Annotated in this window: 14 protein-coding genes; 6 read left to right on the top strand and 8 right to left on the bottom strand. The window is 60.8% G+C overall.

The window, feature by feature from the left end:
* Positions 1–104 precede the first annotated feature (104 nt).
* The 4 genes from OP500_RS03170 to OP500_RS03155 form a co-directional block, all read right to left on the bottom strand.
* Positions 105–1,448 carry a M23 family metallopeptidase gene (locus OP500_RS03170; protein WP_238747004.1) on the bottom strand — a complete coding sequence of 448 codons (1,344 nt, stop codon included), beginning with the start codon at positions 1,446–1,448 and terminating at the stop codon, positions 105–107.
* Positions 1,449–1,573: 125 nt separating this feature from the next.
* Entirely contained in the window at positions 1,574–1,912 is a 339-nt protein-coding gene (locus tag OP500_RS03165; protein ID WP_274070162.1) for a hypothetical protein, read from the bottom strand.
* On the bottom strand, positions 1,902–3,011 hold the full coding sequence (locus OP500_RS03160; RefSeq protein ID WP_274070161.1) for a class I SAM-dependent methyltransferase: 1,110 nt from the start codon (positions 3,009–3,011) through the stop codon (positions 1,902–1,904). Before OP500_RS03160 ends, OP500_RS03165 begins: the two co-directional genes overlap by 11 nt.
* 26 nt (positions 3,012–3,037) lie before the next feature.
* Positions 3,038–4,267, bottom strand: coding sequence for a sugar transporter (locus tag OP500_RS03155; protein ID WP_274070160.1), 1,230 nt, complete (start codon positions 4,265–4,267; stop codon positions 3,038–3,040).
* Between the two features lie 290 nt (positions 4,268–4,557).
* Between OP500_RS03155 and OP500_RS03150 the strand changes: the two genes are divergently transcribed.
* From OP500_RS03150 to ubiE, 3 genes are all read left to right on the top strand, one after another.
* Positions 4,558–4,959, top strand: a complete 402-nt coding sequence (locus tag OP500_RS03150; protein ID WP_274070159.1) for a DUF971 domain-containing protein — start codon at positions 4,558–4,560, stop codon at positions 4,957–4,959.
* Positions 4,960–5,052: 93 nt separating this feature from the next.
* Positions 5,053–5,718, top strand: a complete 666-nt coding sequence (locus tag OP500_RS03145; protein WP_274070158.1) for a rhomboid family intramembrane serine protease — start codon at positions 5,053–5,055, stop codon at positions 5,716–5,718.
* A 64-nt stretch (positions 5,719–5,782) separates the two neighbouring features.
* A complete protein-coding gene (ubiE, locus tag OP500_RS03140; RefSeq protein ID WP_274070157.1) occupies positions 5,783–6,523 on the top strand; it encodes a bifunctional demethylmenaquinone methyltransferase/2-methoxy-6-polyprenyl-1,4-benzoquinol methylase UbiE in 741 nt (246 codons plus the stop codon).
* Between the two features lie 90 nt (positions 6,524–6,613).
* Here ubiE and OP500_RS03135 read toward each other — a convergent pair whose 3' ends face one another.
* From OP500_RS03135 to OP500_RS03125, 3 genes are all read right to left on the bottom strand, one after another.
* Positions 6,614–7,492, bottom strand: a complete 879-nt coding sequence (locus tag OP500_RS03135) for a DMT family transporter (RefSeq protein WP_274070190.1) — start codon at positions 7,490–7,492, stop codon at positions 6,614–6,616.
* A 394-nt stretch (positions 7,493–7,886) separates the two neighbouring features.
* A complete protein-coding gene (locus OP500_RS03130; RefSeq protein ID WP_238747028.1) occupies positions 7,887–9,428 on the bottom strand; it encodes a helicase HerA-like domain-containing protein in 1,542 nt (513 codons plus the stop codon).
* Positions 9,429–9,666: 238 nt separating this feature from the next.
* Complete coding sequence (locus tag OP500_RS03125; RefSeq protein WP_274070156.1) at positions 9,667–10,332, bottom strand: hypothetical protein; 666 nt, start codon at positions 10,330–10,332, stop codon at positions 9,667–9,669.
* Between the two features lie 197 nt (positions 10,333–10,529).
* Here OP500_RS03125 and OP500_RS03120 point away from each other — a divergent pair, with 197 nt between their 5' ends.
* A complete protein-coding gene (locus OP500_RS03120) occupies positions 10,530–10,793 on the top strand; it encodes a DUF4190 domain-containing protein (RefSeq protein ID WP_274070155.1) in 264 nt (87 codons plus the stop codon).
* A 191-nt stretch (positions 10,794–10,984) separates the two neighbouring features.
* Here the strand turns inward: OP500_RS03120 and OP500_RS03115 are convergent, their stop codons facing one another.
* Positions 10,985–12,925, bottom strand: coding sequence for an ATP-binding cassette domain-containing protein (locus tag OP500_RS03115; protein WP_274070154.1), 1,941 nt, complete (start codon positions 12,923–12,925; stop codon positions 10,985–10,987).
* 111 nt (positions 12,926–13,036) lie between these two features.
* On the opposite strand from OP500_RS03115, the gene OP500_RS03110 reads away from it, so the two are divergent.
* Positions 13,037–13,609, top strand: a complete 573-nt coding sequence (locus OP500_RS03110; protein WP_274070153.1) for a LemA family protein — start codon at positions 13,037–13,039, stop codon at positions 13,607–13,609.
* Positions 13,610–13,818: 209 nt separating this feature from the next.
* A complete protein-coding gene (locus tag OP500_RS03105; protein WP_274070152.1) occupies positions 13,819–16,041 on the top strand; it encodes a TonB-dependent receptor in 2,223 nt (740 codons plus the stop codon).
* Positions 16,042–16,088: the final 47 nt, after the last annotated feature.

Genomic DNA, 16,088 nt, shown 5'->3' with positions numbered 1-16,088 from the left:
AAAGCAGCCTGAAAAGCGGTTTTCGTTTGAAAGATACGGCGGGATGGTTTTCAGGCTGCTTTGTTTTCAGGCTGCCCATACGGCAGGGCAGCCTGAAAAGCGGGTCAGTCTTTTTGCGACACGATGCCGGGCAGGCCGCGGACGGCGGACATCAGGGTGTCGATTTTGGCGCGGTAGTTCTGCAGGCTGCCGATATTGACCGGCGTGAGCTTGGGCACCGGCAGGGCGACGCTGGCGGGGTTGACGTGCTGGCCGTTGATGCGCACTTCATAGTGCAGGTGCGGGCCGGTGGAGCGGCCGGTGCTGCCGACCAGGCCGATTACCTGCCCCGCGCGCACATGGGTGCCGACATTGACGCCTTCGACAAAGGCGCTCATGTGGCCGTACAGCGTTTCCAGGCCGTTGCCGTGGTCGATCATTACCGCGTAGCCGTAGCCGCCTTTGGTGCCGCGGAAGTTCACCACGCCGTCGCTGGGGGCGAGAATGCGGGTGCCGGTGGGGGCGGCGTAGTCGATGCCGGTGTGCATGCGCACGGTGTGCAGCACGGGGTGGATGCGGATGCCGTAGGGCGAGGAGATGCGGGTGTAGTGCTCGATGGGCAGGCCGGCGAAGCCTTCTTTGAGCGGCTGGCCGTTTTCGTCGTAGTAGTTGCCTTCGCGGCTGCCTTCGCGGCTTTCGCCCTGCTCGAAGTAGTAGCCGTAGTAGGTTTGGCCGCCGGCGGTGATTTCGGCGGCGAGAATGTTGCCGGTGGCGATTTCCTGGCCGCGGAAATACAGGCTTTCATACAGCACGCGCACGCTGTCGCCTTCTTTGAGTTCGTCCAGATTGACTTTGCCGGAAAAAATCTCTTTGAGCGAGATGCGCACTTCCACCGGCACGCCCGCCCGTGCCAGCGCGCCGGCGGCGGAGGTGGTGATAACCGCCGAACGCAGCGAGGGCAGGGTTTCGGTGTCGGCGGCGGCGGTGTGGTGCTGCCAGCGGCCGTTTACCCGCTCCAGCGCCACCAGATTGCGCTCGCCGTTGTCGTCGTCGTTGAAAAACTGGACGTCGGTTACATGCTGCTCGGCGTCGGCGCGCACGCTGACAATCTGCCCCGAATGCAGCTTGAGTGACTTGAGATCGACCGGACTTTGCGCCATCAGGTCGCGGATGCTGCCCGCTTCGATGCCCAGCCGCGCCAGTATGATTTCGAGCGTGTCGCCGGCGCGGACTTCTTCGTCCTGCCAGTAGCTGCTGCCCTGGCTTTGTTCGGACAGGGGCGGCAGCGGCAATTCCTGCACCACCACGCGGCCGCCGCCGGCGGGTTTGGGGTTTTTGCTGCCGCCGGAACACGCCCACGGCAGCAGCAGGGCGGCGGCCAGCACGGCAGCCAGCGCGGCTTGCCGGCGGCGGGTTTTGGGCAGAAATTTTTTGAGGGTCGGGTTGTCGAGAAGCGGTTTTTTGCTCATGGCGGTTTCGGTCGGTGTTCTAACAATCGGGTTTCAGGCTGCCTGCGGTTTCAGGTTGCCGCAGGATGCGGATGGTGCATAAAACATTCTTGGTGCGCGGTGCGCACCTACATTGCATCGGGTTTTCAGGCTGCCGTTTCGGCGGCCAGCTCGTCCAGCACCTGACGCGGCGCGGCTTCAAAGGCGGCGGCCTGCGCCAGCATGGCGGCGGGTTCGGCAAATTCCAAGTGCCGCTCGCATTCGATAAAGCCCCATTCCTGATCGACGGCAATCAGGGTCAGCAGCAGGCGGCCGTCGGGATGGCAAAGGGCGTCGTAAAGATAGCGGCCGTCTTCGCTGGCGCCGCCGAACAGGTCGGCACGCTGCCATGTCGCGGCATTAGGGCAGGGCGCACCGGCGGGCAGATGATTGTAACTGCGCCAGCGCAGGGGGCTTTCAGGCTGCTTTGGGCTTTCAGGCTGCATGGCCGTTCTCCGCTTCGAGAATATACAGCGAAGTGCGCTCGCGGCGGCGGGCGAAGGCCAGCGGGTCGGTATCGTCGGCGGCTTTCGGGTGCTGCGGCGCGGTTTGCAGGTGGTTCGCCAAGCGCAGGCCGGCAGCCTGAAACCATTGCGCTAATGCCTGCGGTTCGCGCAGGCCGAGATGTTCGGCCAAATCGGACATTACCAGCCACAACTGCCCCAGCGGCGTAAGCCGTTCTCGGGCGCCGGCCAGCAGGGCGCGCAGCATGGCGTGGCCGGGGTCGTAAAGCGCGGTTTCCAGTTCGGACGTGGGCTTGGCGGGCAGCCACGGCGGATTGCAGACAATCAGGTCGGCGCGGCCTTGGGGAAACAGGTCTTGCTCCAGCAGACGGATATCGGCGCCGGCGCGGGCGAAATTGGCGCGGGCGGCGGCGATGGCGCGCGGGTTGGTGTCGGTGGCGCTGATGTCGCGCAGGCCGCGCTGGTGCAGCAGCAGCGCCAGCACGCCGCTGCCGGTGCCGATGTCCCAGGCCGTGTGCGCGTTTGCCGGCAGCGGCGCTTGGGCGACTAGCTGCAGATATTCGCCGCGCAGGGGTGAAAACACGCCGTAGGGCACATGGATGCGCTCTGCCAGCACGCCGGTATCGACGCCGCTCTGCTGCCACTGCCAGGCGCCGATAAAGCCCAGAAGCTGGTTTAAGGGCAGTAGGAAAGGCTCGCGGTTGGCTTCGCCGTAAACGGCGGCCAGCGCGGCGGCAACATCGGGCGCGCGCGGCAGGCGCAATTCAAAACCGGGGTCGATCCGCACCAGCAGCATATCGGCGCCGCGGGCGGCCTGCGACTGCGCCAGCCGGTGTTTGTGAAAGGCTTCGGCGGGCGTGGCGGCGGGTTTGGGCGTCTTACGCAGGCGTTTTTTCAGCGCCGCCAAAACCTGCTTGGCATTGTGGTAGTCGCCCTGCCACAGGGTAGCGCGGTTTTGGCAGGCAGCCTGAAAAATCTCGCGGGCGCTGCATTCGCGCACCGCCTGCGCGCTGGGCGGCGGACTGCGGAAAGCAGGGCTGCGGTATTCGGTTTCAAGGTTCTGCGGCAGAACGGTAATCATCGCTAGTCTTTCCGAAAAAACGGCTTTCAGGCTGCCTGCTGCGGGCGGGAAAAATCGGGGTGGCGGATCAACAGCAGAATCAGCAGCAGCGCCGGCAGCACCAGCGCGGCGCCGGCAAAGCCGATATTGGCGATGCCCAAATGGGCGGCGGCGTATCCGCCCAGCAGCGCGCCGCCGCCGATGCCGATATTGTACAGGCCGGAAAACAGCGCCATCGCCAGATCGGAAGCGTCCGGCGCCGCTTCCAGCACTTTGGCCTGCATCGACAGCGACAGCACGATAATTCCCACGCCCCAATACAGGCACAGTCCATACAGCGCCCACGGCATGCCGGACAGGGGCAGCAGCAAAAGCATCGCCGAGAGCATCATCAGCGCGCTGGCGGCCAGCAGCAGCCCGGCGTGCCGCGCAAACAGCCAGCCGAAAAGGTAAGAGCCGATAAAGCCGGCAGCGCCGTAGCCCAAGAGTAATACCGTTACCTGCGCCGGCGACAGCTTCGCGTGCTGCAGGGCAAAGGGTTCGATATAGCTGTAGGCGGTGAAATGGGCGCTGACGCCCAGCGCGGTCAGCACATACAGCATCCGCACCACCGGCCGCGACAGCAGCGCAGGCAGGCTGGCGAGCGAACCGCTGTTGCGACTGGGCAGGCGTGGCAGGCGTTTGGCCAGTATCAGCCCCACCGCCAGCGCGCCGGCGCCGATAGCGGCGAAACTCACGCGCCAGCCCGCACTCTGGCCGAGCAGCTTGCCCAGCGGAATGCCGAGCACCATCGCCAGCGTCGTTCCCATTACCAGCAGCCCCAAAGCCTTGTGCTGGCGGCCTTTGGGCGCAATCCGCACCGCCAGCGAGGCGGTTACCGACCAAAACAGCGCGTGCGCCAGCGCCACCAGCACCCGTGAAGCCAGCAGCACTTCAAAGCGCGGCGCGAGCACCGACACCAGATGGCCGAGCACAAACAGCGCAAACACAAACAACAACAGGCCGCGCCGCTCCCAACGGCGGGTGAGCAGCATCAGCGGCAGCGAGGCGAGCGCCACAATCCACGCATACACCGTCATCATCACGCCGATGCGGGTGGCCGGCAGCGCGAAAGACGCGCCGATGTCGCTGAGCATGGCAATCGGGATAAATTCGGTGGTGTTGAAAATAAAGGCGGCGCAGGCCAGCGCGGCCACGCCTGCCCACGAGCGGCGCACCGCGGCTTCGGCGGCGCTTTCGTCGTGCTCCGGGGCGGGTTCTTCGGCGGTAGTGTGCATGGTGTGTGTTTATACTGATAGAAAAAGGGGCGATTATAACGGGACTTTCCCGCCCGGGGTGGCCGGCGTCTGCTTGGCAAACGGCAAAAACCGTTTTCAGGCTGCCTGTTGCCCAAGACTGCCGCCGGCGGCGCCGTCCACAGGCAGCCTGAAAGGCGAAAGCAGCCTGAAAAACGTCTGGTTTTTTTCAGGCTGCCTGTTATTTTTCCCCCGCCTTGTCCGCGCGCAAACCCGTGCGCGGCGATTAAGCTATAATCGCGCCTTTCTTTGTTCCGCCCAAGGCAAACGCCATGCAGCTTCCCACCGAAATCCGCATCAGCAGCGCGCGCGACGCGCTCACGCTTAGCTACGGCGATCTGCAGCACACGCTGGATGCCGAATTTCTGCGCGTTTATTCCCCCAGCGCCGAAGTGCGCGGCCACGGCCGCGGCCAGGAAAAACTGCAAACCGGCAAACGCGGCGTCTTGATCGAAGACATTTCGCCCGCCGGCAATTACGCGCTGAAAATCCGTTTTTCCGACGGCCACGACAGCGGCCTTTTCGATTGGGACTATCTCTACCGCTTAGGCAGCAGCCGCGAAGCGATGTGGCAGGACTATCTGGCGCGGCTGGCAGCGGCTGGCGCTTCGCGCGATGTGGATTCCACGCCGGCGAAAAAAGGCAAAAACTGCGGCGGCTGCGGCGGCCATTGAGAATATTGTTTTCAGGCCGCCACAAGCCTTTTCAAGGCAGCCTGAAAGTTTGTGCAAACCGTTTGACACGGGCTAAGCCCATTGCGAATCCTTATGCAAAACAGCGATCTGTTCCTTACCCTGCTGATTCTCGCCACCTGCGGCATCAGCGCCGTCGGTTTTTCCAACCGGCTGTTTTTCCAGCGTTATCAGTTTCACGTCGGCGCCATTTTGCGTGCCAAACAATACGAGCGCCTGATTACTTCGGGCTTTTTGCACGCCGATTGGACGCATCTGCTCTTTAATATGCTGACGCTGTATTTTTTCCACGAGATTATTCTGGTTTTATACGGCCCGATATGGTTTTTCGCGCTGTATTTCGGCGCGCTGATCGCCAGCAACCTGTTCAGCCTGCTGCTGTACCGCAACCGGCCGTCCTACGCCGCCATCGGCGCGTCCGGCGCGGTGTCGGGCATTTTGTTCGCGTCCATCGCCATCGCGCCGGAAATGATGATCCGTTTTTTGTTTATCCCCATTGACATCCCCGCCTGGCTGTTTGCCACCGGCTACTTTGCCTATTCGGTATACATGATGCTCAACCCGCGCCCGCACGACAATATCGGCCATGCCGCGCATCTGGGCGGTGCGGTGTTCGGTTTTGCCTTTGTGATTGCGCTGACGCCGCAGCTGCTGGCGGCCAACGGCCTGTATATCGGCATTATGTCGCTGCCGCTGCTGTATATGGGCTTTGAGCTGTTCTTAAACAAAAAACGGCGCTAAACCCGTTTTCTGGCAGCCTGAAACCCCTTTTCCCGAACCATCCGACCTACGAAAGCCCCCGATTATGAGCGATTCCGACAAACAAACCCACTTCGGCTACCAAACCGTAAACGAAAGCGAAAAAGCCGGCCGCGTGGCGCAGGTGTTCCACTCGGTAGCCAAAAACTACGATTTGATGAACGACGTAATGTCCGGCGGCCTGCACCGCCTGTGGAAGCACTTCACCATCAACACCGCCTATGTACCCGCCGGCGGCAAAGTGCTGGATATTGCCGGCGGCACCGGCGATTTGTCGCGCGGCTGGGCGAAGAAAGTCGGCCGCGACGGCGAAGTCTGGCTCACCGACATCAATTCCTCCATGCTCGGCGTCGGCCGCGACCGCTTGCTCAACGAAGGCCTGGTGCTGCCGGTGGCGGTGTGCGACGCGGAAAAACTGCCTTTCCCCGACGATTATTTCGACCTGGTTTCCGTGTCCTTCGGCCTGCGCAACATGACGCACAAAGACATCGCCCTGCAGGAAATGCGCCGCGTGCTCAAACCCGGCGGCACCCTGCTGGTGCTGGAATTTTCCAAAGTCAACAAAACTCTCGAGCCGGCCTACGATCTCTATTCCTTCAAACTGCTGCCGCTGATGGGGCGCCTGATCGCCAAAGACGCCGACAGCTACCAGTATCTGGCCGAATCCATCCGCATGCACCCCGACCAGGAAACGCTCAAGCAGATGATGCTCGATGCCGGTTTTTCCCGCGTCGATTACCAAAACCTCACCGCCGGCGTCGTCGCCCTGCACAAAGGCGTGAAATAAGGGCAAACCGGATTACCCAACCGAACGGCCGGACTTCGCAATGGAAGTCCGGCCGTTTTTGCGCTTTCAGGCAGCCTGAAAGCCCCGCCCCTATTTTTTCAGGCTGCTGGCAACGCCGGCGGCAACGATTATGGCGATGCCGGCGGCCTCCTGCCCGCCCAGCGCTTCGCCGAGCCACAGGGCGCCGTAGAGGGCGGAGAAGACCACGGTAAGGTAGGAGAGGGCGGCAACGGTAAAGGTGCGGCCGACCTGGTAGGCGCGGGTGAGCGCCAGTTGGGCGAACATCGCGCTCAGGCCGATGCCCGCCACATAAGGCAGGCTCTCGAGCGACGGGCGGTGCCAGCCGGCGCGGCTGGCGAGTATTGCCGACACCACGGCGGCCACGGCGGAGAAATACCACACCACCCGCCAGGTCGGCTCGCCCATGCGCGAGAGTCCGCGCACCTGCAGATAGGCGGCGCCGGCGCAAAAGCCGCTGCCCAGCCCCACCAGCGCCGCCCATTCCTGGCCGCTGTGAAAAGCCGGCCGCAGAATCAGCGCGATGCCGCCCAAGCCCGCCAGCAGCGCGAGCCAAATGCGCAGCGGCGGCCGTTCCCGATACACCAGCACCGACAGCAGCGCGAGAAACACCGCCGAGGTGTAGTTGAGGGTAATCGCGGTGGCCAGCGGCAGATGGGTGATACCGTAGAAAAACAGCACCAGCCCGGCGGTGCCGGTCAGCCCGCGGCCGATATGCGCTTTAAGGTGCGGCGTTTTCAGGCTGCGTTTGAATAGGGCAGCCTGAAAACCGAGCACCAGCACCGCCACCATCACCCGCCAGAACACCAGCTCGTAATGGCTCATGGCAAAACGGCGGCCGGCGGCTTTCACCAGCACGCCCATCACGGTGAAGCAGACGGCGGCAACAATAATCCAGCCCGATCCGAGCGGGTCTTTTTTGGCGGTGGCGGAAGTGTCGGTGTGGGACATAGTGGCAATACGGGGCAAAAGGCTGCCTGAAAGCAGCCTGAAAAGGATAGGGGACGATGCGGGCGGCAAAAACCAAAGCAGCCTGAAAAATACAGGCCGCTGATTTTCAGGCTGCCTTTGGCGGATTGTCCGCGACGTGCCAGCCGACGCGTTTCCGCTTGCGCTTGCGGAGGAGGACTAGGGTGGGGGGCGGTGGCCGTTGCGGAAAACTTTTACCGATCGGCTGCGGCAGCAGTTGTAGCTTGGATCGCGACCCAACAATGCGGTTAGATTCCTTGCTGATGTTGGGTTTGCAACCCAACCTACCTGCTGCCACTCCCACCCCAACCCTCCCCCGCGCTTGGGACGTAGGGGAGAGAGCAAGGTGCACGGCAGGATGGCGGTTTCAGGCTGCCTATTTGAGCATGTTTTTAATCACGCCCATCACGCTGCGGGAGATGGTGCGGGTGATTTGTTTGTTGATTTGGTCGCCTACCGAATCGGCCAGGTCGTAAGCCATGCCCTGGTTGGATTTTTTGCGGCTGCCGAAGAGTCCGCCGAGAAAGCCGCCGACGATGCCGCCGCCGGATTGCGCTTCGCTTTTGCTTTCGGCTTTGGCGGCGCTTTTTTGTGCGGCTTGGGCTTCGGCTTGGGCGGCAGCCTGCTGCGCCTGTTCGGCTTCAAACTGCTGCAGAGCTTCGTAGGCGGAGAAGTTGTCCACCGCGTCTTTGTAGTGGTGGTAAAGGATGTCGGACTGGAAGGCGGCCTGGCGCTCGGCGTCGGCAAGCGGGGCGAGCTGCGACTGCGGCGGCATAATCCAGGCGCGTTCCACCGGTGCGGGCATGCCTTTTTCGTCGAGCAGCGACACCAGCGCTTCGCCGATGCCCAATTCGCCGATGGCTTCGGCCACTTTGAGATTGGGGTTGCTGCGGAAGGTGTCGGCGGCGGCTTTCACGGCCTTTTGGTCGCGCGGGGTAAAGGCGCGCAGGGCGTGCTGGACGCGGTTGCCGAGCTGGCCGAGCACGCTGTCGGGAATGTCCAGCGGGTTTTGGCTGACGAAATACACGCCCACGCCTTTGGAGCGGATCAGGCGCACCACCTGCTCGATCTGCTGCATCAGCGCGGGGGCGGGGTTGTCGAACATCAGATGCGCTTCGTCGAAAAACAGCACCAGCTTGGGCAGTGGCAGATCGCCGCTTTCAGGCAGCATTTCAAAGAGTTCGGCCAGAAACCACAGCATAAAGGCGCTGTAAAGGCGCGGCGAGCGGATCAGTTTTTCGGCGTTGAGAATATTGACCACGCCGCGGCTGCCGTCGGTTTGCAGCCAGTCGGCCAGATTGAGTTCAGGCTCGCCGAAAAAGCGCTCGGCGCCTTCGCTCTCAAGCTGCAGCAGCTGGCGCTGGATGGCGCCGACGCTGGCGGCGGAAACATTGCCGTAGCGTTCGCGGTATTCGGCGGCATGCTGCGACACATACTGCAGCATGCCGCGCAAGTCTTTCAGATCGATCAGGTGCCAGCCTTTGTCGTCGGCCACTTTGAAAACGATATTGAGCAGCCCTTCCTGGGTGTCGTTCAGATTCATCAGCCGCGCCAAGAGCATCGGCCCCATCTGCGACACGCTCACGCGCACCGGAATGCCGGTTTCGCCGTACACATCCCAAAAGCGCACGGGAAAACCGGCCAGATAGTCCGCATCTAAACCAAACTGCGCCATGCGCTCGCCGACCTTGCCGCCGCCGTCGCCGGCGCGGGAAATGCCCGACAAATCGCCTTTCACGTCGGCCAGAAACACCGGCACGCCGGCGGCGCTGAACATTTCGGCCATGCGCCGCAGGGTAACGGTTTTGCCGGTACCGGTGGCGCCGGCAATCAGGCCGTGGCGGTTGATCATCTTGCCGGTGATTTTCAGCGCGTTTTTAGGCTGCCCGACGCTGCGGGCGAGAACAAACTCAGTCATCTGCTGCTCCTACGAAATCGGTATCCGCAAAAAGGGGGCGATTGTAGCGCCGAAACGGGGGCTTGTCGCGCCGGCGGCCGCAATGCTTTTCAGGCTGCCTGCCCGACGGTTTGCGCACAAAGCGTCGGCAAGGCAGCCTGAAAGGCGGTGGAGTAGGTTTTGCAGCCGTTACATGCCGGCGGGAAATCGGTTTTGGGGTAGGGCATCCTGCCGGTGGTGTTTGCCGGGATTGGTGCGCTTAAGTACAGGTTGACGGCATTCCCGTAACAACTTCTCGTTTGTAATCGGGTGTGCCATCATCTTGGGGATGAAACGGCTTATCGCGCAGATACAGCGTTTCCGGCATTCCTGCATATCTAACCAGCCAAGTCATATTCGCCTCCCTGCCGATCAAACTTAAATCAAATTGTTCGGCAGTTAGCGGACGATGCACGGTCTCTATTGGCGCATACTGCACCCGCTCCCATTGCCCGTTTGCAACGCGATATTTCCGGTATGGAAAAGTGGATTGCCAATCCGGAAAACATTTCGACAAAGTTACCACCATAAACCAAGTTCCATCGGGGTCTTTATCGAGAATCATCGGCTTCCATTTATCCGACCATTTGGGCGGCACGTCCAAACCGGCGGCATCCAGCACTTCCACATCCTGCCCGATGGTCTCGTATCCGCCGCGATCGCTCAGCTCTTCGCTGGTAAAGCGCGCGTGTAAAGTACGCCTGATTAGAATCACCCTGCCGTCCTGCAGTTTGACTTGTTCTTTCCACGAAATATCGCGCCGCCGTTTCTGCTCGCGCTCGGCGGCCTTTCTGGCTTCGTCTTCCGGCGTTTCGGCAGTGCAGGCAGCCTGAAACAGCAGCGCGGCGGCCAGCAGCAGGGCGGTGCTTGTTTTAAGGGCGCTCATGGCTTTCTCCTTGCAGCGTTAAACGGTGGCGGCAGTTTACGTTTTTTTATTGGGCGCGCAAACGGTTTCAGGCTGCCTGTTTGCCGGAAAAGGCAGCCTGAAAAAGGCTGCGCCGGCTGCGGCGGCGATTTAAAAGGCGTGTGTGCTGGGTTAAAATCGGCAGCGCAAGTACGGCACAACTTTAAAAAGGAGAGTGTATGAACCGGCAAGATTGGAACGATGCCGCAATTATCAGCGCGGCGGCAGCGGTTTTGGCGTGGATCTATCCGCCGTTTGTCTGCTTTATCGGCGTGGGCGGGGTGTGCGCGGCGGCGTTTGGCGGCATTGCCCTGTGGCAGCTGCGCGAAACCCCGGCGCGCGGCCTGGCTTTAGCGCGTTTCGGCTGGTTTGTCGGCTGGTTCGATATCGCGGTGTATGTGTACCGGATGAGCAGCCTGATTCTGCGTTCGGTGTATGGCTAGGCAGACTTTGGGCAGCCTGAAAGCAAAAAAAGCAGCCTGAAAACCTTGGATTGGTGTTTTCAGGCTGCTTTTTTTGGGAGAGCCGTCATTAGCTTACGCAAGTCCGCTGCGTGGGGATAGCGCAGCGGACTTGCGTAAGCTAATGACGTTATTTAAAGGGGAAAAGGTTTCGTGTTTGCGATACAAAAGTTTCAGCCTGCCCCATTCTGCTTGGCTTCCAATTCTTCCCATCTTTCCAGTTTTTCCATCAGCTCGTTTTCCACCGCTTCCGCACGCTGCTGCAATTCGGCGGCTTTTTCGTAGTCGCGGAAGACTTCGGGGTCGGACAGTTGCGCGGCCAGTTCGTTTTGCTCGGTTTCGAGTGTGGCGATTTCGTCGGGCAGGGCGTCGAGTTCGCGCTGCTCTTTGTAGGAGAGTTTGACGGTGCGGTTGGCTTTGGGTTTGGCGGACTTGGCGGGGGCGTCTTCGGTGGCGGATTTCGCAGGTGTGGCAGCCTGAAAAGTCTGCTCGCGGTTTTTGGCATCGAGATAATCCTGATAGCCGCCGACGTATTCTTTCAGGCGGCCTTCGCCTTCAAAGACGATGCTTTGGGTAACGACGTTATCCAAAAAGGTACGGTCGTGCGACACCAGAAACACGGTGCCGTCGTAGTCGCGCAGCAGCTCTTCCAGCAATTCCTGCGTGTCGATGTCCAAATCGTTGGTCGGCTCGTCGAGCACCAGAATATTGGCGGGGCGGGTGAAGAGCTTGGCCAGCAGCAGGCGGTTACGCTCGCCGCCGGAGAGTGACGACACGGGCGACTGGGCGCGGGCGGGGTGGAACAGGAAGTCTTCCAGATAGCCCATCACGTGCCGCTTTTTGCCGCCGATTTCCACATAATCGTTGCCCTGTCCGAGGGTGTAGAACACGGTGTCGTTTTCGTTCAGCGCGCTGCGGAATTGGTCGAAATACGCCACTTCCTGCTTGCTGCCGAGGCGGATTTTGCCGCCGGTGGGCGCGAGTTCGCCCAAAATCAGCTTCAAAAACGTGGTTTTGCCGATGCCGTTCGCGCCGATCAGGCCGATTTTGTCGCCGCGCTGAATCACGGCGGAGAAGTCGCGCATGATGGGCTTGCCGCCGTAGTCGAAGCTGGCGTGTTCCAGTTCGGCGATGATTTTGCCGCTTTTTTCGCCGGTATCGAGTTTGAACGACACCTGCCCCTGCCGCTCGCGGCGCGCGGCGCGTTGGCGGCGCAGCTCTTCCAAACGGCGCACGCGGCCTTCGTTGCGGGTGCGCCGCGCTTCGATGCCCTTGCGTATCCACGCTTCTTCCTGCGCGTGGAATTTGTCGAACAGGCGGTTGTGCTCGGCTTCCACCGCCAACTCTTCGGCTTTTTTCTCGCTGTAACGCGCAAACGAGCCGGGGTAGGAGCGCAGGATGCCGCGATCGAGTTCGACAATGCGGGTGGCAATGTTGTCGAGAAAACGGCGGTCGTGGGTAATCACAATCAGGCTGCCTGAAAAGCCGCGCAACAGGTTTTCCAGCCAGATGATGGCGTCGATATCGAGATGGTTGGTCGGCTCGTCCAAAAGCAGAATGTCGGGCTTCTGCACCCAGGCTTGGGCAAGGGCGACGCGCTTTTTCTGGCCGCCGGACAGGTTGGCGATGGTTTCGTTTTCCGGCAGACCGAGTTCGCCGATGGCCTGGCGCACGGCGGCGTCGAACTGCCAGCCGTTTTGCGCTTCGATTTGGTTTTGCAGCGCGTTCATTTCGGCGGCGAGCTCGGCATTTTTCCCAAAGGGACTTCCTTCGGTCGCAGGCTGTCTTTCCAGTTCCGAGAGCAGCGCATGATAGCGGCGCAGCACGTCGCGCAGGCTGCCCAAGCCTTCGGATACGGCGTCGAACACCGTGGCTTGCGGGTCGAAAAAACTTTCCTGCGGCACATACACCGTTTTCAGGCCGTTTTGGAAAACAAGCTGGCCGTCGTCGGGCTTCTGCACGCCGGCAAGGATTTTCAACAGCGAAGACTTGCCCGCGCCGTTGCGCCCGATCAGGCCGACGCGCTCGCCGGCATCGAGTTGGAAAGCGGCTTTGTCGAGCAGGGCGACATGGCCGACGGCAAAAGACAGGTTTTCGGCTTGGAGGATGTTCATAATCTTGGCGGTTTAAGGCTTTCAGGCTACCTGAATAATGTTAAGATTGCTGCGGGCGGATGTTGGTCCGCCCCGCGTAAAACGCGCGATTCTAACACTTGGGAGAACATTATGGCTTGGTTGCTTCTACTCTTGATTATTGCCGCCGCTGTGGTGGTAGTGCTGATTTACAACCGTTTGGTCGGCGCGCGAAACGGCTATCAGAATGCTTTTGCCCAAATCGGCGTGCAGCTCAAGCGCCGCCACGATTTGATTCCGAATCTGGCCGAAACCGCCAAAGCCTATTTGAAGCACGAGAACGACACCTTTACGCAGGTAAGCGAGGCGCGCAACCAGGCGGCGGCGCTGCTGGCGGCGGCCACGCCGGAAAATACCGCCGCGCTGGCGCAGGCGGAAAACCTGCTGATGCAGGCGCTGCGCGCGGTGCAGGTGCAGCTGGAGGCGTATCCCGAGCTTCAGGCTGCCGCCAATATGCGCCAGCTTGCCGAGGAAATCGCCAGCACCGAAAACCGCATCGCCTTCGCGCGGCAGGCGTATAACGACGCGGTGATGGAGTACAACACGCTGATCCAGATGTTCCCGCACAATCTGATCGCCGCCCAAACCGGCCACGGCCGTCCGGTGCAGACGCTGGAGTTTGAGGACGCCGCTGATTTGGCGCAGGCGCCGCAGGTGTCGTTTTAAGCTGCCGGCAGCAATAAAAAACCGCACCGCCCGAAATGTTATCGGGTAGTGCGGTTTGCTTTTGGGTGGGGCTTGGTTTGTTTGAACCGTGAAATACGCTAGGTTTCAGTTGTTTAGTTAACTAAAAACAATAATTTTTTAAAAAATTTAAGATAATAAAGATTTTCGTTATAATGCCTGTCTTTTTACAACCAGCTTCGGAAAATATTATGTTCAAACACGCATCAAAACTCAGCGTCATCAGCCTGTCGCTACTGGCTGCCATGCCGGCTTTTGCCGATACGCCAGAAACCGAGGACAGTGCAGACAGCGGCGAATTGCAAACCGTAACGGTAACTGCCAGCGCGGACGCGTCCAAAGGCGGCCTTGTGCCCGCGTTTCGCGGCGGGCAGGTGGCGCGGGGCAGCCGCGTCGGCATTCTCGGCAACAAAAACAACCTCGAATCGCCGTTTTCCAACACCGCCTACACCAACCGACTGATTCAGGACAAACACGCCCGCAGCGTGGGCGACGTGCTGCAAAACGACCCCACTGTGCGCATCGCGCGCGGGTTCGGCAATTTCCAGGAATCCTATTTCATACGCGGTTTCGCCAGCGAATCCGACGACACCATGTACAACGGCCTCTACGGCATCCTGCCGCGCCAGTACATCGCCACCGAGCTGTTTGAGCGCGTGGAAGTGCAAAAAGGCGCGTCGGCCTTCCTCAACGGCATGGCGCCGGGCGGCAACAATGCGGGCGGCACGGTTTCGGTACTGCCCAAACGTGCGCCCAATGAAAGCCTGACCCGCGTTTCTGCCAACTACGGCGCGGGCACGCGCGGCGGTCTGTCGGCCGATATTGCCCGCCGTTTCGGTGCAAACGATGCATTCGGCGTGCGTATCAATGCGGCGCACCACAACGGCAAAACGGCGGTTGATGATGAAAAAAGCCGCCTTAGCCTGATTAACGCGGGTTTCGACTGGCGTAGTGAACAAGCTCGCGTGTCGGCCGATCTGGGCTGGCAGGACAACAAACTCAAAGCCACGCGCACCAACGTTACCCTGGCCGGCCTTACCGAAGTGCCCTCTGCACCCAGAGCCTCTTCAAACTGGGCTCAACCGTGGAGCTATTCCAACGAGCGCGACTGGTTTGGTACCTTGCGCGGCGAATACGATTTTAATGACAGCCTTACCGCTTATGCCGCTTACGGTTTGCGCCGCAGCAAAGAGGGCAACTCGCTGGCCAACCTCACGGTCAACAATATTAACGGCAACGGCACGTTCTACCGCTTCGACAACGAGCGCCGCGACAAAATCGACACCGGCGAAGTCGGCCTGCGCGGCAAATTCGCCACCGGCGCGGTGCAGCACGAATGGGCGGCGGCACTCAACCGCTTCCAGTCCTCGCGCAAAAACGCCTACGTCATGGACTGGGGCAACCAGTTTGCCACCAATCTTTACCACCCGTCTTATTACGGCAAACCGGCATTTGGTGCCCCGTTTCGCGGCAACGATATGGACAGCCCCGCCGTTACTGGCCGTCTGAAGCTCACCAGCTTTGCTTTGGGCGACACCCTGAGCCTGCTCGACAAACGCTTGCAGGTTACTCTCGGCGCCCGCTGGCAGCAGATGCGCAGCGAAGACTTCGCCTACAACACCGGTGCGAAAACTTCCGAATACAAAAAATCGCGGGTCAGTCCTGCTCTCGGCGTACTGTACCGCATCACGCCTAGCGTATCGGTGTACGGCAACTATATGGAAAGTCTCGCCAAAGGCGACACCGCCAATGCCACTGCTACCGTCGGCGGCACGGTTTACAGCGTGCGCAATGCCAACGAATCGCTCAAGCCCTATGTTTCCAAACAAAAAGAAATCGGCGTGAAATTCGAGCATGACGGCTTTGGTGCGGGTTTGGCACTGTTTGATACCGCCAAACCGCGCTCGCTCTACCGCGTAGCCGGCGGCCAGGCCGAGCTGACTTCAAGCGGCAAAGACCGCCACCGCGGTGCGGAAATCAGCGTGTACGGCGAAGCGGTCAAGGGCGTGAAAGTCTTGGGCGGCGTAACCTTCCTTGACGCCAAGCAAAAAACCACCGGTGACGCGGCCACCGAGGGCAAACGCACCATCGGCGTGCCCAAAGCGCAGGCCAATATCGGCGTGGAATGGGAAGTGCCGCAGGTGCAGGGTCTGGCCTTTGACGGCCGCATGACCTATACCGGCTCTTCCTATGCCGATGCCGCCAACACCCTTAAGGTAAAAGGTTGGGCACGCTTTGACCTCGGCGCACGCTACCGTACCCAAATCGGCGGCCATGAAACCACCTTCCGCGCCCGTCTCGACAATGTAACCAACAAAAAATACTGGGCGTCCGTCGGCGGCTATCCCGGCAGCGGCTACTTGAATGCCGGTGCCCCGCGCAGCTTCAGCCTGTCGGCCAGCGTGGATTTCTAAAATAAGGCGCAGGCCGTCTGAAAACCGGGTTTTCAGACGGCTCTTTG

Source organism: Kingella sp. SNUBH-2017 (genome assembly GCF_028680565.1).
Taxonomy (GTDB): Bacteria; Pseudomonadota; Gammaproteobacteria; order Burkholderiales; family Neisseriaceae; genus Kingella_D; species Kingella_D pumchi.
This window is presented reverse-complemented; position numbering and strand designations above follow the sequence as displayed.